The sequence below is a fragment of the Paenibacillus sp. 22594 genome (genome assembly GCF_052044425.1).
GTDB lineage: Bacteria > Bacillota > Bacilli > Paenibacillales > Paenibacillaceae > Paenibacillus_AQ.
Window position 1 is genome coordinate 1 of the sequence record NZ_JBQENA010000006.1, and the last position, 21,515, is coordinate 21,515.

Consider the following 21,515-nt stretch of genomic DNA (forward strand, 5'->3'; position numbering starts at 1 on the left):
TTTTCCGATTGTACTTCTGCCTGAACGTAAAAAGAAACCCAAGGTCGTAAAAATGACCTGGGTTTCTCGACAATCTGGACACTAACAACATGGTTAGTGTTTTTTTTGTCTTAAAGATCCCTTCCAGCAAAAGCTGCGTGTTTTACTCATGCTGAATTCCCTTATAAACGTTAAATTGAGATTAAATCAGATTTAAGAGTTGGAGGGAGATTATTGTGCAAGTACTTTTAAGCGCTCAAGAAGTGAGCAAAACCTATGCGTCGAATCCCAAAAAGGCGTTGGATAATGTATCTATGGAAGTAAGAGCAGGTGAATTTATCGGAATTATGGGGGCTTCCGGCTCCGGTAAAACGACATTGCTGAATGTTCTCTCCACTATTGATACGTCAAGCTCCGGAGAGATTATGATCAATGGCGTGCATCTGAATCAATTGGACGATACCCGCGCCGCAGACTTCCGGCGGGATAATCTCGGCTTTATTTTTCAGGATTATTTTCTGCTCGACAGCCTGACCGTTCACCAGAATATCGCTGTACCCCTCGCGCTCCAAGGGGTGCCCTCCGAGACAGTAGATCAAACTGTTCAGGCGCTGGCCGAACGGTTTCTAATCTCTTCGCAATTATCCAAATATCCCGGCGAATTGTCAGGCGGACAACGGCAGAGGGTTGCGGCAGCCAGGGCCATTGTCAAGCGGCCTGCGATCCTCTTTGCGGACGAACCCACGGGTGCGCTGGATTCCAGCTCGGCAACGGAGCTGCTTCATACGCTCAGCGAAGCGAACAGGGAGCTGGGGACAACCATTCTGATGGTGACACATGATGCCTATGCCGCCAGTTTCGCCGAGCGGATTCTGATTTTTAAAGACGGAAGGATTCTAAGTGAACTTCGTCAAGCGGGAAGAACGCGCCAGAACTTTTATACGGCGATCATGGATCAAATTTCAGTGCTGGATGATAACCGGTAATTCTATTAGCCAAAGGAGAAGCAACATGAAGTTATACACGATTGCCTTTAATAATGTGAAGCGAAATCTTTCATTTTACGCTCTTTATCTGTTTTCCGTCGCCTTTATTCTTACGGTGTTCTTCAGCTTCGTTTCTTTCTCTCTAAATGAAGTGATGATGGCAAAAATATCCGAGGATGGCCGAGTGGGAACAATGACCCGGACGATTGCCGTTTTCCTGATGGCCTTTGTAATGTTTTATATGGCTTATTCCAATAAATTTTTTATGAACAGAAGGATGCGGGAATTAGGGATTTATGCCTTGCTGGGATACCGCAAATCTGCGATGCTGAAGCTATTGGCCATCGAAAATATAGTCATATGCTCATGGGCGCTTGGCATGGGAATTGTGCTTGGAGCCGTGGTTCATAAAGGGATTATCGCGGGCATCGTTCGGCTGTTGGATTTGAGCGTGGACACCTCGCTTATTCCACTGTTTAACGGAAGGGCGATCGCATACAGCGCGGTGTTCGTTCTGGCGGTAGTTCTGTCCTTGGGTTTTTCCAATTGGCGGCTGCTTCGCAGAACTTCATTGCTGAATCTGGTGCGGCTTGAAAAGTCTGTAGAGAAAATGATGACAATCCGCCTGCTTCCGGCAGCTTTTGGGCTTACTCTAATGGGTTCGGGCGATCTGCTCCTATTGAATGGGGGACGCCGCAGAGATTCGATTTGGGTCAAGGTTGGAGCTGCACCCATGGGCTTGTTGATGATCGGTCTGATTACCTTGGGAACCGTACTCTTCATTTATTCATTCCTGCCGTATATCATTCAGAAGCTGGAACAAAGAAAAGAGCTGCTATACCGCGACACCGAGATTGTTACTATTCCTAAGTTCATCCACCGCATTCGAACAAATGCCAAAACATTAATTGTGCTGTCGCTGCTGTCCGCAGGAACGCTTGGCGTGTTCGGTGCTACGACACTATCGATCTATTATCCACTTGTGGCCGTCGAACGGATCATTCCATCAGCAGTAGAATTTCGGGTGGAGAATGCCGATCAGGCTGCAGCGGCCTTGAAGGTACTGGATGCAGCAGTAGGTACAGGCCATTTCAAGGCCCATGAAACAGCGGTTATCAAGGCGTCTTCACTCTCCAGGGATCTGCCCATGGAATACTCCATCTCTGAGGATAAAGGTAGAGAGCCCGGGTTCGAATTGATCGCGCTTGCGGATTATACCGCGCTGCTTGAGCAGCAGGGAAAGAAGAGCGGGCTCAAGGCTCTTAACGGTAACGAAGCCATTCTTGTAAAGTACCGGCCCGATTCCGCCAATAGGGAGCTTGGCAAGACGTATCAGCTCAGTCTTGGTGCTGATCAAACATTGGACCTTAAAGTAACGGACACTACACTTATGAACCCGATTGGCTTCGCGAACAGCGTTGGAACCTTAATTGTATCCGATCAGGTTTATCATCAATTGGGGGCTGTGAAGCTGCCCGTTACCCGTGTAATGAGTATCGATGGACCGGGAATGCGGGACAGCAAAAAAGTCTATGATGCGCTGCTGCCGCTTTTGAAGGATAATGATTATTTTGCAAGCGCCTATGCCCGCAGTTATGATATCACGTATTCCAACAGTTCAACGTTTTTACTGCTGGGGTTCCTGACGGTACTTTTTTTCATAGCTTCCGGCAGTATACTCTATTTCCACAACATCTCATCGGTGGCGTACGATCGGAGTGAATACGAAATCCTTAGCAAGCTGGGATACAGCCGTAAGAAGATCAAGCGTATTATTCACAGACAAATATTAATTCTATATACGATCCCGTTTGCCTTGGGATTAATTCACAGCGTATGCGGCCTGGTCTGCTATCAATCGCTGCTGATAGACGATGTAATGGGGCAAAGCAGCCTGCTGCTGCTCCCTGTACTGCTGGCACTTGCCGTTTCAGGTCTGGTGTATGGGGTCTATTACTTCATTACAAGAAGATCCTGCGACCGGATTGCACTGCAATTTTAATGAGCCCATAATAAGAGGGCGGATATTCTGAAACAGTCACAGCAACCGCCCTGAAAGGAGGCCGCAACCGATAGAGAGCCAGTATCAACGAAACCAGTTCTTGCTGATGCTTAATCAACTGCTGATTATTACTTATTTGGGATATGAGATTTTTTATGGAGCACTGCTGAGTACGGCCGATATCTTTTCGCTGTCACTCATTTCGGTCATTGCTTTGGAAGCCTTGTATATCGGATGCATGAACTTGAAGAACAGCAGACTGCTGTCCAGATTTTGCCGCCTGCTTCTGTTGATATCCTGGTACTTATTATGGATGCTGGACGGAACCGGCTTTTTTGTGATCTTGATTTCGTTCATGGGACCGATGGTTTTGTACTTGACCCTTTCGTTTGTGCTGAGCTTCTTTTTTCAGGATTCTGCCTATACCTATCAAAGACAAACAGACCTTTTGTTAAAAGGCTCCTGTCTGGTTACGCTGCTTGCAAAGTGTGTAAATGACAGAGGGTTTGCCTTGTTCTACCTGATTCAACTGGTAATTGGAGCAGCTGTTTGCCTGTATCTTCTGATCATTCACCATAAGCGTATCCTCTTTGTTATTAAAAGTGAATGGAAGCATATGCTGGGTGCAGCTTCGGTGGCAGGCGCCGTGTTCATCTGCTATGTTGTGTATTTTGGAAGAAATTCTGAATATGTTGAGGGATTAGGTATATTTCCTTTACTGATTTTGCCTCTTTTCAGCATTCACAGCGTCGCCTTCAAGAACCAAACTGAATTATGGCCCGTGCGGTTATTTAGCGGAAAGCAGATGTGGGTACTGCTGATTACTTTTTTAGGCCAGCTTCTTGTTACCTCGTTCCTATTTAAATATGACGTAGGCGAATTCTTTTTTATGATACATATGATGTTGGGGTACCTGCTGCTGTATTATATACTGCGATACCACCGGGCCAAGCGGCATGTTCTTTCGAGTGCAATAAATGCTTCGGAGAGCGGAGACAGCTTTTATGATTATTCCCTTATGCGCATCAAAAGAGAGGAAGAATTAAGAAGAGATTTCTCCGACTATCTGCATGATGAAGTTCTGCAGGACTTGCTGTCTGTTAAAAATATGATAAACAAATCGGATCGCCCGGAGGTTAGGAAAATGATCACCGATGCGTTGGAACGATTAAATTTCTCGATCCGGGAACAAATGCAGGAAAACCATCCGACGCTTTTAAAAACCTTGACATTGAAGGAAAATCTTCAAAACCTGCTGACTCTGGTCGAGCAGACCTTTCCAGCTAAGCATTTCAGTATTTCTTTCGAATGCGATGACCAACTATTTTTGGTGCAGCCCTATAATGTTATAGTGTATCGAATGTTAAAAGAGCTTATAACCAATGCGATGAAGCATTCCGGCGGCTCACGAGTGGAAGTAATGCTGCGGCACACAAGCGGGGAGGTTCAACTGACCGTGCAGGACAACGGGGCAGGAATAACAAATGCAAATGCCTCGTACCGAGGCCAGGATGGGCATGAAGGCTTACGTTCCATTCAAAAACGACTGGTTCTTATTCACGGAACGATGGAGATGGAAGAGGCTGTTCCGAGCGGTCTGCGTGTGCTCATTCGCTTTCCCATGAGAGGAGAAGGTTCATATGCGCATTTTATTGATCGATGACCATGCACTTTTCGCCAAAAGTCTGGAAATCGCGTTGGAAGGCTTACCAGAGATTGAGCGATTCCAGACTCTTTCAGATGTTTCGGAGGCCGTAGATAGGATCGAAGCGGATATTCCGGATATTTTGTTGATTGATATCAACCTTAACAATATCAGCAGTGAAGACGGTCTTGTTCTTGCAAAAAAGATTTTATGGAGGCTCCCTGATGCGGTAATCGTAATCTTGACAGGCTATGACTTGCCGGTATATCGCTATGAGGCGCGAAAAATAGGGGCAAAAGGTTTTATCAACAAAAATACGGAGCCTCAAAAACTGGTCGAGATCCTGCTGCGGATTCATGGCGGGGAGCTCTATTTCCCTTCCACGGCCTCGTTTATCGAAGAACTGACGGACAGTGAAAAGCAGATTCTGCAAATGCTGAGTACCGGCTGCAAGCGTAAGGATATTGCTGATACCTTGTATATTAGTGAGCGAACGGTGTCAAACCATCTCCAGCACATTTTTGATAAACTGGGTGTGTCCTCTTCATTGGAGGCTGTCACAAGAGGGATTCAGCTCGGGTACATTCAACCTGTTTTTGGGTGAACCTGTCATTGGTAAGATGTTTGCGTAAAAGTTAATTAAAGAACCCGAACGCCTTCCCTGGCTCAGGCTAGCCTCATGAATTTGTGCGTCCCTTAACGTTGGTGCTGTACGGAAATTTGGAACTTCTTACGCTGCACTGTATGATGTAATAGTAAATAAACGGAAAGGGGGAATATACATGAGTTTTGAGAATCCAAGTCGGGAGCAGATTGGAGACATCCTTGCTGCCGCGGGCAATATAGCTGTGGTAGGACTCTCTGACAAAACGGACCGCACCTCTTATATGGTTGCAGGTGCCATGCAGAGCCGGGGCTACCGCATTATTCCGGTTAACCCTTCGGTGGACGGTGAGATTCTGGGCGAGAAATGCTACCACACACTCGCTGAAATTCCTGAGCCGGTGGATATTGTTAATGTGTTCCGCCGCAGTGAATACTGCGCTGCCGTTGCCCAGGAAGCCGCCGATATCGGTGCACGCGTCCTCTGGCTCCAGCAGGGAATCATCAGCCAGGAGGCTGCTGATATCGCCGCCGAGCACGGCATGATCCCAATTATGGACCGCTGCATCAAGGTCGAAGAAGCGATCACAATGAAGGGCCGCAGCCGGGTGTAAAGGGGCATTGTTACACGTAACACATACGAAGAACGTCCTGTACTCCATTTCACTCTGGAGCAGGGCGTTCTTTTTTATTTACCGGGGAGGGAACAAACATGGAATTTGAGGAAGTGCACAGTGTATTCGTTGATCAGCATTTGAATGAGAGGGGGGAAACGGCTGGGAAGACTGCTGAGGGGGCATAATTATGCCGAGAAGCTGTTTTTGCAGAATGTGTGGTGGCCGCTGCTTGAATCGCTGGAACAATTGCATCTGGAGTACGAAATATTCGATTGGAACCGGAGGTCACAATTCATGGATTTTGCGTTCCTGCCCGCAAGCGGCGGCCGTTTTGGATCGAATGTGATGGCTTCCAGAGCCATATTAAGGACATGGACCGTGAGAAATTCAGCTATGCCCTGAACCGTGATACCTTTCTCACCGGAATGGGGTGGAAGATGCTCCACTTTTCCTTTGATGATATTCAGCAGCGGCCTAAGGTATGCCGGATACTTTGGTACAGTTAAAAACTGCCACATTCCACAATATCACTAAATACGTTATTTATAGATGTACGAAGTGCAGTTAAACTAATATTATTGTCTTTAAGGCCAGTTTTAGTTGTACGAAGTACACTTAGGCGCAAGTGAGCTAGATGAAGAGGGACTTGAGAGCGAATGAACGCACACGGAGCCACATCATATGAATGAGTAGTGCTCCAGAATTCTAAGTAACCTGAGCCGTGATGCCCAAAATTATTGCCGTAATCCTTTTGACAAAAGCTGCTGTAGCGCTTACCATTCAATATAGAATGAAAGGAGAGGGTCACCTTGAATTGGCTCGGATCTTTGCAGCAGTTGGGCAGAGCCATTATGCTTCCTACCATGGTGCTTCCGGCGGCGGCTATTCTGCTGAGTCTGGGCAGCTTGCCATGGTCTGCATGGGGACTTTCTTCGGTATCCGAAGTGACTACTTACGCGGGGCAGGGGATATTTTATTTCATGCCTTATTTGTTTGCTGTCGGTGTGGCGTGGGGGTTGTCCAATCAGGCCGGACCGGCAGGGATGGCGGCACTCGCGGGGATGTTCACTTATGACCGGATTGTTTCCAACATGGGGGACGGGGCTGTACAGCCTGCAACACTAATCGGAATTATCCTCGGAATTGTCGCCGGTGTGGCGCATAACCGGTTCAAAAATATCAAGCTGCCGGAGGCGATCCAGTTTTTTGGAGGATCGCGTTTTGTTTTGCTGTTCATGGGACTGTTCTCCGCGCTGTTCGCCTGGGTGATGCTTGGACTGTCACCGGTGCTGCAGCATGGCCTGGATATTATGTTCCGGGATATTCAGATGACCGGCGGATACGGAGTCTTCGTCTACGGGGTTCTTTACAGGGTGCTTACGGCGTTTGGACTGCATCATATTTTGAATAATCTGTTCTGGTTTCAGCTGGGAACCTTTGCTACACCTGACGGCAGCGCGGTCGTGCAGGGGGATTTGCCGCGTTTTTTTGCCGGAGATCCTACAGCGGGTATTTTTATGGCCGGTCTGTTTCCAATCATGATGTTCGCGCTGCCGGCAATTGCGTTTGCGATTATTCAGGAAGCGCGTGAGGATTTGAAGCCCAAGATCAAGAAAACGTTTTTGCGCGCCGCTTTGGTCTGCTTTTTGACCGGAGTTTCGGAGCAGATCGAGTTTGCCTTCTTGTTTGCTTCTCCCTATTTGTTCGCACTTCATGTGGTCATGTCCGGCTTGGCGATGGCGTTGACCTATGCGCTCGGCATTCATCACGGCTTCTCCTATTCTGCAGGGGCTATAGATTTCTTCCTTAATCTGCATTTATCACAGCGAGCCTGGCTGCTCATTCCGATTGGGATCGGTTACGGCATTGTTTATTATAATGTGTTCCGCTGGGCAATCCGGCGCTTCCAGATTCCGACTCCGGGACGCGAGGAAGGCTCGGAGCTTGGCGACTGGGCAGGCAACATCCCTTATCAGGCACCATTGATCCTTGAAGCGCTGGGCGGGAAGGAAAACATCGTACAGGTGCAAGCCTGTATCACAAGGCTAAGATTAACGGTGCACAATGACAGAAATGTAGATACGGGGGCGCTGAAGGGCCTGGGTTCGGCAGGGATTATCAAGCTGGGCGGCGGAAATGTTCAGGTCGTATTCGGGACCTATTCGGAGCTGATCCGTGAAGAGATCAACAAGCTTCTGCTCCGCGATCTGCCTCAGGTGCTGTTCAGTTCGCCGATTCAGGGCCGGATGATGCCGATTGAAGAAGTTCCGGACCATATTTTTGCCGCGAAGCTGGTTGGCGACGGAGTGGCCTTTTTCCCGGAAAAGGGAGAGCTCGTTTCGCCGGTCTTCGGCAAGGTCATGCACGTATACCCAACCATGCACGCAGTAGGCATTTCTACGCCTGAGGGGCTGGAGGTGCTTATGCATATAGGAATTGATACTTCACAGTTAAAAGGGCCGTTTGAGGCGCTCGTGAAGGAAGGGGACAGTGTGGAGCCTGGGCAGCTGCTGGTCAAATTTGATCTGGCCTTTTTGCGTGACCATGCAGCCTCATTAGCTACCCCGATGGTCATCACTAACCCGGACCGTGTAAAATCCTGGAGCTATGCTCCATTTAAAAATGTTAAAAAAGGACAGTCTTCCGTGATGTCCGTAGTTTTACATGAAAGTAATGTTGGAGGGATTGAAGCATGATACAAGGCATAGGCGCCGCAGCAGGTGTAGCCATCGGGAAGGCCTTTGTCTTGCCGAACTGGGAATGGAGCCTGCCTGACACACAGGTGAACCCTGTAGATCTGGCGAAGGAATTTGAACGTCTGTACGAAGGCATCCGTACCTCTAAGGATGAGATTGAGTTTATCAAAAAAGAATTCCGGGAGGTTGTCGGGCCTGAGGAATCGAGCATTTTTGACGCCCATCTGGCCATTCTGGATGATCCGGTATTCATGAGCGAAATCCGCGGTATTATCGAGCGCCAGTACAAGGCGGCCGAGGTGGCGGTCAAGGAAGCAATTGACCACTTTGTCGCCATGTTTGATCTGCTGGACGATGAATATATGAAGGAACGGGCCGTCGACATCAAGGATGTCGGCAACCGTCTGCTGAAGCATCTCCTGGGAGCGCCGGAGGTCACACTGCCGTCCGATACGCAGCCTTATATTCTGGTTGCCAAGGAGCTCTCACCTTCGCAGCTAGCCCATTTGAATCCTACCTATGTGCTTGGCATCGTAACCATGATGGGGGGCAAAACCTCACACTCGTCCATTATGGCGCGGGCACTCGGTATTCCGCTGGTAGCAGGGCTGGAGAACAAGATCCTGACTCCGATTCAGACCGGCGATATGCTGGTCATGGACGGTGAAGCCGGAGTCGTTCAGCTCTACCCGGATGAACAGACCGTGGAGGATTATGCATCCAGACGTGCGAAGCAGCAGCGCAAAAAAGAACAGCTGGAACTGCTCGCCACCGTGGAGGCCGTGACCAAAGATGGCGTTCCGCTGCGCCTGGCCGGCAATATCAGCTCCGTGAAGGAGCTGGATATGGCGCTCAAATACGGGGCGCAGGGTGTCGGACTGTTCCGGACCGAATTTTTGTATATGGACCGTACTTCGTTCCCTACGGAAGAGGAGCAGTTCGAAGTCTATAAGCTGGTTGCGGAAAAAGTAGGAAGCGAAACGGTGGTCATCCGGACACTGGATATTGGGGGAGACAAGCATCTGGATTATTTCCAGCTTCCCGAGGAGCAGAATCCATTTCTGGGCTACCGGGCAATCCGCATCAGTCTGGACCGTAAGGACATGTTCAAAACCCAGATTACCGCTATATTGCGGGCCAGTCATTACGGGAATATGAAAATGATGTTCCCGATGATTTCTTCCATTGAAGAAGTACAGGCTGCCAAAGCGGTCTTGAACGAGGTCAAGGAAGAGCTCGATCAACTTGGCGTTCCGTATAACCGCAATATGCCTGTAGGGATTATGATTGAGGTTCCGGCAGCGGTGATGATTGCAGATCTTCTGGCAGAAGAGGTTGACTTCTTCAGTATAGGTACGAACGATCTGGTGCAGTATGTACTGGCGGTGGATCGGATGAATGAACAGATTGCCCATATGTATCATCCATACCATCCCGCAGTACTGCGGATGATCCGGATGACCGTTGAAGCAGCGCAGAGAGTGGGCATCGAAATTAGTGTGTGCGGCGAAATGGCTGCGGATGAGCGGTCTTTGCCACTCTGGCTGGAGCTGGGAATCAGTAACCTCAGCATGTCGCCTCAAGCTCTGCTGAAGGTGAAGCACCGTGCCTTGAATACCTTGGCTTCCGAAGCCAGAGAAACGGCCAAGTTCTGTTTCAAGCACCGGACCAGTACACAGACAGAAGAGCTGTTGACAACCTTTGCTGGGCGGAGTGGGGTTCCGCTTGGGTCAGGTGCCGATTCGAAAGAAAAAACCTCTTGAGTGTTCAAGGGAATCCATAGTGACAGTGAGCAGAATCCGGCGGACCCGCCGGATTTTTTGCAAGTATTAGCCCCGGTATTGAAGCCAGCGCCCCACTTTGTGGGGTTATTTTTGCTGTGCTTTCAAAAAAAGTAAAACCGTTTCCCTGCTAATGTAGTCAGTATATATAGAAATTCCAATAAAGAGCAGAGAGGGTGAGAAGTCAGAGCATGGAGAATCTTTTGGAGGGGGAGCGGGTGCTTGCTGTGGAAGAGGAGGAACAACAGTTTATCCGCCAAGTCGCGGAGCAGAGAAAAATCCTCTACGGGATCGCCTACAGTTATTTGAGAATGAACCCGATGCACTTGAAGTACTGCAGGAAAGTACATACCGGGCCTGGATCAGACGCAACAGCCTTAAGGACCCCGGGCGGTTTGCCCCCTGGTTGACCCGCATCCTGATCAATTGCTGCAAGGATGAGCTGAAGCGCAGGAAACGGCTTACCCCGGTTGAACCTGTAAACCCCGGCGGCAAGGTTATGGAAATGACCAGTGACCGCAAGCTGGATATGGAGCAGGCGCTGGACGGCGTGAAGCTAAAATACCGCCAGGTGCTGGTGCTGAAGTATTACCAGGATATGACTGTATCCGAAATCGCCGAGGTGCTGAACCGGCCGGAAGGAACCATCAAGACCTGGCTGAACAAAGGATTGCAGCAACTGCGCGATAAGTTGAAACGGAAGGGGGCATGGGAGCATGATTCAGAATGAGGAAAAGCTGCTGAAGGATTATTTTGACGAGCTGTCTCTGGAGGCAGCGGAGGTACCCGAGGTTAAGCTACTTACGGCTATCCGCAGCGGGGTCCATGGTTCAAGAGGCGGGCGGATTCCGGGCAGAAGGAGTTACTTCCTGGGTGGATTAGCTGTGCTGGCCATTGTACTGATGTTTGCGGTTCCGTGGATTGGCGGGCGTGAGGGGCTGCCTAACAGGACTATTCAAAGTCAGCTTGGTTCCGTGCACGACTGGGGGGAGTTTGAGGTATTCCGCACGGCTGTCGGGAGTGATCTTACGGTGTCATCAGCCCTTGATGCAGGCTTGGTGCAGCGGGTTAACGGCACTTCAGCGGAACGGAGCGGATACAGACTGACTGTAGACGGCATCGCAGCCGATCAGAAGGGGATTATTATTCTATACTCTCTGCAGAACTATACACTGGAGAAGACACGAAAGTTTAGAATATCCATGGTCAACGAAGAGGATGCAATGGTAGACCGGTATGGGCCCAGGAGTGCGCAAAATGCGAAGCCGGGTATCACGCGCGGATATCAGCACATTTTGTGGGATGAAGAATATACGGAATTGCCGGATCAATTGTTCGTAAAAGCAGGGCTCTATGACGAGAACGAACAGGATGTAGCGCGTTTCACATCAGAAGACTATGCAGCAGAACTGTCCGTGCCGATAGCTCTGAATCAAGAAGCTTTAGCCAAAGCCGGACAAACACTCCAAATAGATCGAAATATGACTCTCTCAGGCCAGAACATTAACATAAACAGCGTGTATATTGCGGCATCCGGCATTTATGTGGAAGCAGAATATGATGAGCGGAACTCCAAAGAAATCTTCGGATTGATCTCGCCCCAGCTAATGCTGGGCAGGAGCAGTGACCTTACGGAGTTACATACAAAACGCTCGATTTCCCAAGGCAGGATTCGAACGCTCGTTTTTGACAACGTTAATACCTCCAAGGAGCCGCTGGAGATGAGAATCAATGGAATCCAGGCTCTGGACAAAAATGCAATGGAGCTTGTGATTGATACGGACAAGAAGCAGGTAATCAAAGGGCCGGATGAACGAATAAAGGTTTCTGTTAAAACCGATGCTTCGGGTAAACGGACCATGCTGCTGGAAGTCTATCCGTCTATGCAAAAAGTCAGGGCAATTGACGATGTAAACATGATTTTGGATGAGGACTTTACAGATGGCTCGGGGGCTCAGCATACTACAAGGTTTGAAGACGTCAGTGTGCCTATGCGCAAGGAGAGCACTCTTCAGGAAGCCATTCCTGTTTTGTATTATTACAATATAGGCAATGAAGCACTGCCAGAGCCCCTAACGTTCAAGATTAACAGCTACCCCAATCCGATAAAAGAACAAGTTTCCCTCTCTATCCGCAAATAGCCGCATATTCGCAATAAAAGCCCTGACCTTCTAGCTGAAGGTGCAGGGCTTCCTAATTTTATTCTCCCGCCAGCGCATCGCAAAAGGCTTTGCCATAAGGCGGCAGATCCGGTGGGCGGCGGGCTGAGATGATATGCCCGTCAGTGACGACAGCTTCATCTTTCCAGATCGCTCCGGCATTTTCCATGTCATCACGGATGCCGGGGGTGGATGTAACAGTCACACCGTCCAGTATTTTGGCAGAGATCAGCACCCAGCCGGCATGGCAGATTTGGCCGATTGGTTTCTTGGCTGCGTTGAAATCCTGCACCAGCTTCAGCACTGCGCTATATCGGCGGATTTTATCGGGAGCCCAGCCTCCCGGTACCAGAATGCCGTCATAATCAGAGGCGTTCAGTTCATCCCAGGAATATTCGGCTTTGGCGGGTACGCCATATTTCCCAACGTAAGTTTTGTCTTTTTCCAGTCCGGCCAGATGCACTTCTGCACCTTCCTCCCTGACACGGTACACCGGGTACCACAGCTCTAAATCTTCGAACTCATCGTCAACGAGCGCTATGACCTTTTTTCCGGTTAGTCTCATGCTTTGCAGCTCCCTTCATCAATCTTGGCTTCAGTACATTCTAGCAAATTTGAAATATGAAGTCATCCCGGACATAGGAATACTTTGCTTAATTGCCAAATAAATCATTTTATGCAAATCAGAAGGGATTGAGGGGGAGCAGGTCGAATATAGCAAATAAACAGGAGGGTCTTCGCGTTTTTTCTTAAGGATAGCCTTCCAGGGAATTTATTAATAAATCTGAGGTGTGGGAGATGTATAAAGAACAATTAATGAAGAAGCCGTGTAGCTGCGGCGGTATCATGACCATACATATGCATACGTTGATCTATAGTGCAAAGATAAAAATTTCACATGTTCCAGTCTACACCTGTACAGAATGCGGCCGTTACGAGCCTCTGCCATTTATCAGAAGCGACCTGGGCAAGCTGATCCACGAACTCGGGGAATCACCGCCTAAGCGGCATATTTCGTTTGCGGACAAGAATGAATGGGCAAGTGTACTTAAAGAAACTTTTGCTGCGGGATTGTTCGCGGGTGGAATCTCCGAGGTAGAGGAAGCAATTCGGAGTGGCATACAGGGGCGTATAGACTTACTGCTGGATGTTTACCGGGTGGCAGCGGATCTTTTTGATCGTGAGTGGATGGATGAAACTGGAAATAGAATATCTCAATTGACAACTCAGTCGGCAGAAAGAGCGAAATAAATGCAGAATAAAGCGGATTCTGAAATTTTTTCTGCAAAATCAATGAAAATATTTCACGAATGTTGGATTTTTCACGCGCTTTTTGATACGATAGAATTATATCAGACAAACCTATGAATGCGACAAGTTCATTAGAAGCAATCATTCGGAGAAAATGATGCAACAGTAGGCCTTTATTCCGTATAACGATAGCGTTCTCGGCCTTTTGAAAGAAATTTTGAAAGGAAAATGAAGCGTTATCATTGCACAATTGTACAAAGTGTCGTATCATAATTTTAATTAGTCGAACGATAAAATTTATCGCAATGGAGAGAGTAATTTGACGGTAACCATTTACGATGTAGCTCGAGAAGCAGGCGTATCTATGGCTACGGTATCACGGGTTGTGAACAATAACCCGAACGTGAAACCGCAGACCCGGAAGAAAGTTTTTGAAGCGATTGAGCGTTTGGGCTATCGTCCAAATGCCGTGGCGAGAGGTCTCGCCAGTAAGAAAACGACAACCGTTGGGGTTGTTATCCCCGATATCTCGAACTCGATTTTTGCAGAAATTGCGCGTGGGATCGAAGATATTGCCAACATGTATCATTACAACATTATTTTGTGTAACGCGGATAAACGCAAAGAGAAGGAAATTCGTGTAATCAATACGCTTTTGGAGAAGCAAGTGGACGGTCTGCTCTTCATGGGTGGGACTGTTACCGAAGAGCACATTCAAGCGTTCCAAACGTCTGCTGTGCCAATCGTACTTTGCGCTACGCGTGATGAAAAGGGTACCTATCCTTCAGTTGACATCGACCATGAGACCGCGGCATTTGATGCTGTGAACACACTGATCCGTCATGGTCACCGCGAAATTGCGATGATCAGCGGTACACTGCAGGACCCTGCCAACGGCTATGCCCGTTTCCATGGCTATAAGAAAGCGCTGGAAGCGGCAGGCATCGAGTACCAGGAGGACCTGGTGCGCATCGGGAACTATCGTTACGAATCCGGTGTCGAAGCCATGAAGTATTTCCTGGGGCTTAAGAAGAAGCCGACGGCTATATTTGCTGCAACCGATGAAATGGCGATCGGAGCAATCCACAGTATTCAAGATGAAGGTCTTAAGGTTCCAGATGACTTCTCAATCATTAGTGTCGATAACATCCGTATGGCTTCAATGGTTCGTCCATTGCTGACCACAGTAGCACAGCCAATGTACGATCTGGGCGCTGTAGCAATGAGACTGCTGACGAAGCTGATGAAGAAGGAGACCGTTGAGAACCCGCGGGTTATTTTACCGCATGAGACGATTCTCCGTTTGTCTGTCAATCATGTGAACAAGTAAGCATTCGAATTGGTTTGAATATCAGTGCGTAGAAAGCTCCTTTTGGGGCTTTTTATGTTTTATATCGTTGATTTTGACCGTAGGAGGATACATATGAATAAAGTCATTGGATTAATTGGAGCGATGGACGAGGAGATCAAGCTGCTGCTCGACAGCATGGATGACAAAGTGAGCACTCTTAAGGCGGGTATTGTTTATTATACTGGTACGATCTCCGGCAAACAGATCGTTCTCTGTAAATCGGGAGTCGGCAAGGTAAATGCTGCGGTAACGACACAAATTCTGATCGATACCTTTGGCGTGGCACAAGTGTTGTTCACAGGCGTTGCGGGAGCGGTACATCCGGATCTGGGCATTGGGGATATTGTGATCTCGGCGGACTGCATTCAGCATGATATGGACGTTACCGCTCTTGGCTACCCGCGGGGGGTGATCCCCTATCAGGCGGTATCCTCTTTCCCCGCAGATCCTGCTCTTGTTCAGTTGGCAGAAGAGGCCTGTATGAGTCTGAAGCAAAAGTCGATTACGGGAATAGTGTTGTCAGGGGATCAATTTATTGCCAGCGCAGCCGTTGTGGCTGGGCTCCGTGAGCAATTCAACGGGGCATGCGCGGAAATGGAAGGGGCCGCCGTTGCACAGGTTTGCTTCATGAACGATATTCCCTTTGTGATTATCCGCTCCATGTCTGATAAAGCAGATGGTTCGGCACATGCGAATTATCATGAATTTACGGTAACAGCCGCCGAATGCTCCCATGCTATCCTTGAATATATGCTGAAGGCGATGTAAAACGTTCCTTCCGGAGATGGATCTGCCGCGTTAATACATGAAACGCTGTCTGAAGCGCACCCGGTCAAAGGTTTCCTGCGAAGACATCGGCACTTCACGGCCGATACGGACCATGAGGCAATTGGCAGGGTGGGAGCAGATCTCCGGATCATCTGTGGCATACCACACCATGTCCACGGTTTGCATAAGCTTCTCCATCATCTGGCGGTAAGCCCATACATCAAGTCCACTGCCTTTAAGATCCCAATGCCAGTAATATTCGGTTGTAAATACGATGCAATTCTCCAGCTGTTCCTGCTCAAAAGCGCTGGTAATCAGCAACTTTGCAAGCCCCATCCCCCGATATCCATCCGCTACTTCAATAGCACCCAGCTCTATAAGATCTACCATACCGCCCTGAGACCACAGCTCCAGTTCATCAGGATAGTGAAAAGTAACATATCCCGCGATCATATTGTCTGCAACAGCGGCTACTACACGGCCCTCAGGCAATCCAGCAATCTCTATAAGCGCTTCCAACTGTTCCCGCGGTTTACGGAAGGCATCCAGATCAGGATGCATCTGCAGGCCTTTCAGCGTGTCTGGTGACAGAGGTCCACTAACGGTAAGTACACTTTCTTGTTGATGAAGGATATGGGATACAGGGATTTTGCGGTGCTCCATGGCCAGGCTCCCTTCAGTCACTATAATCTAGAATGTAACCGCTTCCTGTGATATACTAAGTCCGACATAAAATATTCACAATTAATCCATTGACAGCATTGCTTAAGAGAAGAGTCTCGCCCTTAAAGCTTAAATCAAACGAGTGAGGGAGGCAAGAGTAATGGGGCAAGTCCACAGCGAAATTTTACCGGGCCGCGTGAAGCAAGCCAATATGGCGGATTATTCCCGGGCAGTAAGCGAATTCCGGTGGGAGGATGTGGAGAAAAACTTTTCCTGGCATGAGAGCGGCAAGGTGAATATGGCCCATGAAGCGATTGACCGGCATGTGCTCGAAGGCCGCGGAGCGGCAACGGCTTTGATCTACAGTGATGCCACAAGGGAAGAGATGTACACGTTCTCAGATCTGCGGGAAAGATCCAATCGCTTCGGAAACGTGTTGCGTGCGCACGGTATTGGCCGGGGAGACAGAGTATTTATTTTTATGCCCCGCAAGCCGGAGCTGTATTTCAGTCTGTTGGGTATTCTCAAGGTAGGTGCTGTAGCGGGACCGTTGTTTGAGGCGTTTATGGAAACGGCTGTTAAAGACCGTCTGGAGGATAGCGGCGCCATAGCTCTCGTAACCACACCGGAGTTACTGCATCGGGTCAAACGTGAAGAGCTACCAGCGCTGAAGCATATTTTTGTGGTAGGAGGCACTGCAGATATTGAACAAGGGCTAATAAGTTATGAAAAAGAAACCGCTGCAGCGTCAGTGGAGCTTGATCCCGAATGGCTTAGTCTGGAGGATGGGCTGATTATGCATTATACCTCCGGCTCAACCGGCAAGCCCAAAGGTGTATACCATGTGCAAAGAGCAATGATTCAGCATTATTATACAGGGAAGGTTGTACTTGACTTGCGTCCTGACGATATCTATTGGTGCACAGCCGATCCAGGATGGGTCACGGGAACCTCTTATGGGATTTTTGCCCCTTGGCTGAACGGTGTGACCAATGTTGTGCGTGGTGGCCGTTTCAGTCCGCAGGATTGGTATAAGACCATTGAACGTTTTGCGGTTACTGTATGGTACAGTGCACCTACTGCATTCCGCATGCTCATGGGGGCAGGAGAGGCGAGCCTGCAGGGAATTGATCTTAGCAGTCTGCGTCATGTCCTGTCTGTAGGGGAACCGTTGAATCCCGAAGTGGTGCGCTGGGGTGACAAATTCTATCAGCAGCGCATTCATGATACGTGGTGGATGACGGAAACCGGAGCACAGCTGATCTGTAATTACCCGGGAATGGATATCAAGCCCGGCTCCATGGGGCGGCCACTGCCCGGTATCGAAGCTGCTATACTGGATGACCGGGGTAATCTGTTGCCGCCTTATTCCATGGGAAACCTAGCCATTCGGACCCCTTGGCCCTCCATGATGGGTAAGATCTGGAATAACCAAGCGAAATTCGAGGAGTACTTCCGCATTCCCGGCTGGTACATCTCCGGAGATTCTGCTTACATGGACGAGGAAGGCTATTTCTGGTTTCAGGGCCGTATCGATGATGTCATCAATTCCTCTGGTGAGCGGATTGGACCTTTTGAGGTGGAGAGCAAGCTGGTAGAGCATCCAGCGGTAGCTGAAGCTGGGGTTATCGGTAAACCGGATGTTATGCGGGGAGAGATTATTAAGGCGTTCATTTCTTTACGGGATGGTTATTTCCCCACGGCCGAGCTGAAGGAGGAAATTGCGGCTTTCGTCAAAACGGGATTATCCGCTCATGCAGCGCCGCGTGAAATCGAATTCAGGGAAAAGCTGCCCAAGACCCGATCCGGCAAAATTATGCGCCGCGTTCTGAAAGCCTGGGAGCTGCATCTCCCCGCAGGTGATCTGTCCACCATTGAGGATTAAAGAACGATATAGATAAGCCAAAAAACACCACTGCCGGCAATGATCCGGTAGCGGTGTTTTTTGGCTTTCCAGAGTCTGAGGGTTTCTGCAGACCCAATATTAAGGTGTTGTAGCTCCGGCATTCCCACCAGCAGCATTGCCTCCACCGGTGGCATTGCCTTCACCAGCGGCATTGGTGCCCGATCCGGCAGGAACGTCAGAGCCACCCGCTGGCGGGATAATAATCATTCCGGGATCCTCCGTGGTTACAGGATCAACTCCCGGGTCCGGGGTCGCTTCTGCATCCGGGTTATCAGCCGGTGGTGGAGTCGATTCCGGGGTAGGTGTAGCTCCTCCAGCTACGCTGCCTGAAGCCGACTCATGACCGGCAACATCTACGGCAGCCACATAGAAGGAGGCATTCACACTGGCCGGAGTACCCGGTGTGAAAGTAGTTCCTTCGCCAACAGACAGGATGGCCTGCTCCTTGAACGAACCGCCATTCAGCGAGCGGTACAAGCGGTAGCCGACTACATCCGGCGAACCGCTCGGATTAAAGGTGACGACGGCCTTACCCGTACTGTAGGATACATTGACTCCGCTAGGAGCCGTTGGTGCACTGCCGTCATCCACACGGGGGTCAACCTCGGTAGGAAAATCGGATTTGGCATCTTCGGGCATATAATATTCCAGCGGTTCATGCTCTTTCATCGACGGGAAGGCGGCAAGCAGTTCCTTTACCAGATCCTGAATCGGTTTTTCACGCTTGACGACAATTTTTTCTTTGAGGAAGTCCTCAGGTGTACCATCCAGAGGGATATAATTCACTCCATTATAACTAATATACTTGGCTTTGGAGATTCCGTCATCACTTGCGGTCGGTACATATTTTGCATTGAACACATCTGTCGTGAACCTGTCGGTCAAGTCAGTAGGGAGCTTACCGCTGTATGCAGACACTGTCTTTTTGACGATTCCTTCAGGTTTTGGGAATTCCTTCGTGACAAAAAGCTCAGGCTGCTTATCAATAACGGCGTTCATCACTTTCGTCCACAGGGTCTGTGCCTGACGTTTCTGGGTATCACCCTGGAGCGTATTGATTTGTTCCTTGTAGCCCACCCACATGCCAAGGGTCACATCCGGTGTATAGCCCATAAACCACACATCCCCATAGTTTTGGGTAGAACCGGTTTTGCCGACAATGGGTACATTTTTGAAGTGCTTATAGTTTTTCTTAACCGTACTTGCTGTTCCTTCAGTAATAACCGTGCGCAGCATATCCGTCATCAGATAAGCAGTTTGCTTAGAGTAGACCTGCTCCGGATTTACTTTATGCTGGTAGATAATTTTACCCTGGGAATCTACAATCTTCTCGATCATATAGGCGTCATTGAAAGCCCCTTGATTCCCAATGGATGAGTATGCATTTGTTAATTCCTCAACAGTAACCCCATAGCGTAACCCGCCGATAACCCCAGTCTGCGCGTTGTAATCATTATCCTGTATGGTGGTAATGCCCAGTTTCTTGGAAAAAGCCCATGCTTTCTCGATCCCAACCTTATCATTGAACAGCTTGAGGGCTGGCAAATTCAAGGATTTGTTAAGCGCATAACGGGCTGTAACCAGACCCTGATACCGGTTGTTGGCATTTTTCGGAATGTGGAACCCTTTGCCGCCGTCTTTGAGAATAATCGGCGCATCATCCAGAATACCTGCAGGCTGAATGAAGCCGGCGTCCAGTGCAGGGAGGTAGGCAGCTATCGGTTTCATGGTCGAACCCGGCTGGCGAACCATTTGCGTGGCATAGTTCATTTGCTCAATATTGAAGTCTCTGCCTTCAATCATGCCCAGGATAGCCCCGGTTTTGTTGTTGATCATCATGCCTGCCGTCTGTTCCTTGCCCCTGGACTTGCTGTCCTTTGTGAAGTTTTTGCTGTCCTCGGAGATGCTGTGCATAGCGCTGTATACCTTTTTATCAATCGTTGTATATACGCGGTAGCCTCCGGTCATAAGCTGCTGGCGTGCTTCCTCCAGCTGCACACTGTTATCTTCAGCGGAAGAGGTGTTCGGATCGACCACGCCGTTATTGCCTTCATTGATGGACAATAGGATTTGGGCCGCTTTGCGCTCCGTCTCTAGCATCAAATAAGGATATGTAGCGTAAGCCTTCTTCGTATGCGGCGCTAAAGAGCTCTTGATATCAAACTGGAGTGCTTCATTATACTGGGAGGTAGTGATTTTGTTCTCCTCCAGCATCCGGCGCAGTACAAGCTTTTGGCGCTCCATGGCACGTTTAAATGCGGTTTCATTAAATGCACCAACTCCATTAAACGCGGAATACTTGGAGGGGAGCTGGGGGAGTCCGGCTAAATAAGCAGCTTGGGCAGTATTCAGCTTTTCCAGATCATCCAATCCGAAAATTCCTTTAGCTGCTGCTTTGATACCGTACACATTGTAGCCGTTGGATCCGTTTCCGAAAGGAACCTTATTCAAATAGGCCGTCAAAATTTCCTGCTTGGATAAATAGCGTTCCAACCTTAGAGACAGCAGGATCTCCTTGATCTTGCGGTCCTCTGTCCGGTCCAGATTTAGGAACACGCGCCGTGCCAATTGCTGGGTCAGGGTGCTCCCGCCGGTCTGGACAGATTCGTTCAGCAGCTTTTGCTTTACGGCACGCAAGGTGCCGCTGAAATCGACCCCTTTATGATTGTAGAAATTATTGTCCTCTATAGCGAGGACGGCATCAATCACGAGCTGCGGAATATTGTTGAATTCTACAAGTCTACGGTCCTCATCAGTCCGGAGCTGGCCGATCGGTTGGCCATCGCGGAAATACACAAAGCCGGTAATGGCATTCTGGCTGACTTGCTGTTGGATCAATTCTTCGGAGCGGACAGGATCGCTCTTCACTATGGAAGTGACATAGCCTGCCACAGCACCACCGGCAAACAGTATGCCAAGTATGCCGAGTATAAACATCCACTTCACGACGGAGCCGAACCTGCGGAGCCAGGATCTACGGGGTGGACGCTGCTTTGCGTTTTTCTTTTTGTTCTCCTCAACCATCGACGTTAATCCTCCTTTTAACGGAACTATTATAGCACAATTTGGCGATTTTGAATGCGCCCATGCTTTAGGCGGTTTTCAGTC

The 21,515-nt window shown here is 49.1% G+C and carries 18 protein-coding genes and 1 pseudogene; 15 read left to right on the top strand and 4 right to left on the bottom strand.

Annotated features, from left to right (window positions below; genetic code table 11):
• The first annotated feature begins 215 nt into the window (after window positions 1-215).
• Window positions 216-965, top strand: a complete 750-nt coding sequence (locus ACTJKB_RS19235; protein WP_440836012.1) for an ABC transporter ATP-binding protein — start codon at window positions 216-218, stop codon at window positions 963-965.
• A 25-nt stretch (window positions 966-990) separates the two neighbouring features.
• Window positions 991-2,967, top strand: a complete 1,977-nt coding sequence (locus tag ACTJKB_RS19240; protein ID WP_440836013.1) for an ABC transporter permease — start codon at window positions 991-993, stop codon at window positions 2,965-2,967.
• 153 nt (window positions 2,968-3,120) lie between these two features.
• On the opposite strand, the gene ACTJKB_RS19245 is transcribed toward ACTJKB_RS19240, so the two are convergent.
• Window positions 3,121-3,324, bottom strand: a complete 204-nt coding sequence (locus tag ACTJKB_RS19245) for a hypothetical protein (RefSeq protein ID WP_440836014.1) — start codon at window positions 3,322-3,324, stop codon at window positions 3,121-3,123.
• 34 nt (window positions 3,325-3,358) lie between these two features.
• Here ACTJKB_RS19245 and ACTJKB_RS19250 point away from each other — a divergent pair, with 34 nt between their 5' ends.
• From ACTJKB_RS19250 to ACTJKB_RS19290, 9 genes and pseudogenes are all read left to right on the top strand, one after another.
• Window positions 3,359-4,630 (top strand): sensor histidine kinase, encoded by a 1,272-nt coding sequence (locus ACTJKB_RS19250; protein WP_440836015.1) that lies wholly within the window; start codon window positions 3,359-3,361, stop codon window positions 4,628-4,630.
• Complete coding sequence (locus ACTJKB_RS19255; protein WP_440836016.1) at window positions 4,608-5,216, top strand: response regulator; 609 nt, start codon at window positions 4,608-4,610, stop codon at window positions 5,214-5,216. The genes ACTJKB_RS19250 and ACTJKB_RS19255 overlap by 23 nt, the downstream gene beginning before the upstream one ends.
• A 178-nt stretch (window positions 5,217-5,394) precedes the next feature.
• Window positions 5,395-5,829 carry a CoA-binding protein gene (locus ACTJKB_RS19260; protein ID WP_440836017.1) on the top strand — a complete coding sequence of 145 codons (435 nt, stop codon included), beginning with the start codon at window positions 5,395-5,397 and terminating at the stop codon, window positions 5,827-5,829.
• Between the two features lie 98 nt (window positions 5,830-5,927).
• A pseudogene (locus ACTJKB_RS19265) lies at window positions 5,928-6,326 on the top strand (hypothetical protein); the annotation flags it as partial.
• A 315-nt stretch (window positions 6,327-6,641) separates the two neighbouring features.
• On the top strand, window positions 6,642-8,528 hold the full coding sequence (locus ACTJKB_RS19270; protein WP_440836018.1) for a glucose PTS transporter subunit IIA: 1,887 nt from the start codon (window positions 6,642-6,644) through the stop codon (window positions 8,526-8,528).
• A complete protein-coding gene (ptsP, locus tag ACTJKB_RS19275) occupies window positions 8,525-10,291 on the top strand; it encodes a phosphoenolpyruvate--protein phosphotransferase (RefSeq protein WP_440836019.1) in 1,767 nt (588 codons plus the stop codon). The genes ACTJKB_RS19270 and ptsP overlap by 4 nt, the downstream gene beginning before the upstream one ends.
• 194 nt (window positions 10,292-10,485) lie before the next feature.
• A complete protein-coding gene (locus tag ACTJKB_RS19280; protein ID WP_440836020.1) occupies window positions 10,486-10,719 on the top strand; it encodes a hypothetical protein in 234 nt (77 codons plus the stop codon).
• On the top strand, window positions 10,671-11,039 hold the full coding sequence (locus ACTJKB_RS19285; RefSeq protein WP_440836338.1) for a sigma-70 family RNA polymerase sigma factor: 369 nt from the start codon (window positions 10,671-10,673) through the stop codon (window positions 11,037-11,039). The genes ACTJKB_RS19280 and ACTJKB_RS19285 overlap by 49 nt, the downstream gene beginning before the upstream one ends.
• Window positions 11,026-12,450, top strand: coding sequence for a hypothetical protein (locus tag ACTJKB_RS19290; RefSeq protein ID WP_440836021.1), 1,425 nt, complete (start codon window positions 11,026-11,028; stop codon window positions 12,448-12,450). The genes ACTJKB_RS19285 and ACTJKB_RS19290 overlap by 14 nt, the downstream gene beginning before the upstream one ends.
• 58 nt (window positions 12,451-12,508) lie before the next feature.
• On the opposite strand, the gene ACTJKB_RS19295 is transcribed toward ACTJKB_RS19290, so the two are convergent.
• The gene (locus ACTJKB_RS19295; protein WP_074112913.1) at window positions 12,509-13,033 is read right to left on the bottom strand and encodes a type 1 glutamine amidotransferase domain-containing protein; all 525 of its coding nucleotides are present in this window, start codon (window positions 13,031-13,033) and stop codon (window positions 12,509-12,511) included.
• A gap of 281 nt (window positions 13,034-13,314) precedes the next feature.
• On the opposite strand from ACTJKB_RS19295, the gene ACTJKB_RS19300 reads away from it, so the two are divergent.
• From ACTJKB_RS19300 to ACTJKB_RS19310, 3 genes are all read left to right on the top strand, one after another.
• The gene (locus ACTJKB_RS19300; RefSeq protein ID WP_440836022.1) at window positions 13,315-13,719 is read left to right on the top strand and encodes a hypothetical protein; all 405 of its coding nucleotides are present in this window, start codon (window positions 13,315-13,317) and stop codon (window positions 13,717-13,719) included.
• A gap of 319 nt (window positions 13,720-14,038) precedes the next feature.
• Window positions 14,039-15,049: a catabolite control protein A gene (gene ccpA, locus ACTJKB_RS19305; protein ID WP_036695017.1), complete on the top strand. Its 1,011-nt coding sequence runs from the start codon at window positions 14,039-14,041 to the stop codon at window positions 15,047-15,049.
• A 93-nt stretch (window positions 15,050-15,142) separates the two neighbouring features.
• Entirely contained in the window at window positions 15,143-15,838 is a 696-nt protein-coding gene (locus ACTJKB_RS19310; RefSeq protein ID WP_440836023.1) for a 5'-methylthioadenosine/adenosylhomocysteine nucleosidase, read from the top strand.
• Window positions 15,839-15,868: 30 nt separating this feature from the next.
• On the opposite strand, the gene ACTJKB_RS19315 is transcribed toward ACTJKB_RS19310, so the two are convergent.
• Complete coding sequence (locus tag ACTJKB_RS19315) at window positions 15,869-16,501, bottom strand: GNAT family N-acetyltransferase (protein ID WP_440836339.1); 633 nt, start codon at window positions 16,499-16,501, stop codon at window positions 15,869-15,871.
• 160 nt (window positions 16,502-16,661) lie between these two features.
• Between ACTJKB_RS19315 and acsA the strand changes: the two genes are divergently transcribed.
• Window positions 16,662-18,386, top strand: a complete 1,725-nt coding sequence (acsA, locus tag ACTJKB_RS19320) for an acetate--CoA ligase (RefSeq protein ID WP_440836024.1) — start codon at window positions 16,662-16,664, stop codon at window positions 18,384-18,386.
• A 99-nt stretch (window positions 18,387-18,485) separates the two neighbouring features.
• On the opposite strand, the gene ACTJKB_RS19325 is transcribed toward acsA, so the two are convergent.
• Complete coding sequence (locus tag ACTJKB_RS19325; RefSeq protein WP_440836025.1) at window positions 18,486-21,431, bottom strand: transglycosylase domain-containing protein; 2,946 nt, start codon at window positions 21,429-21,431, stop codon at window positions 18,486-18,488.
• Window positions 21,432-21,515: the final 84 nt, after the last annotated feature.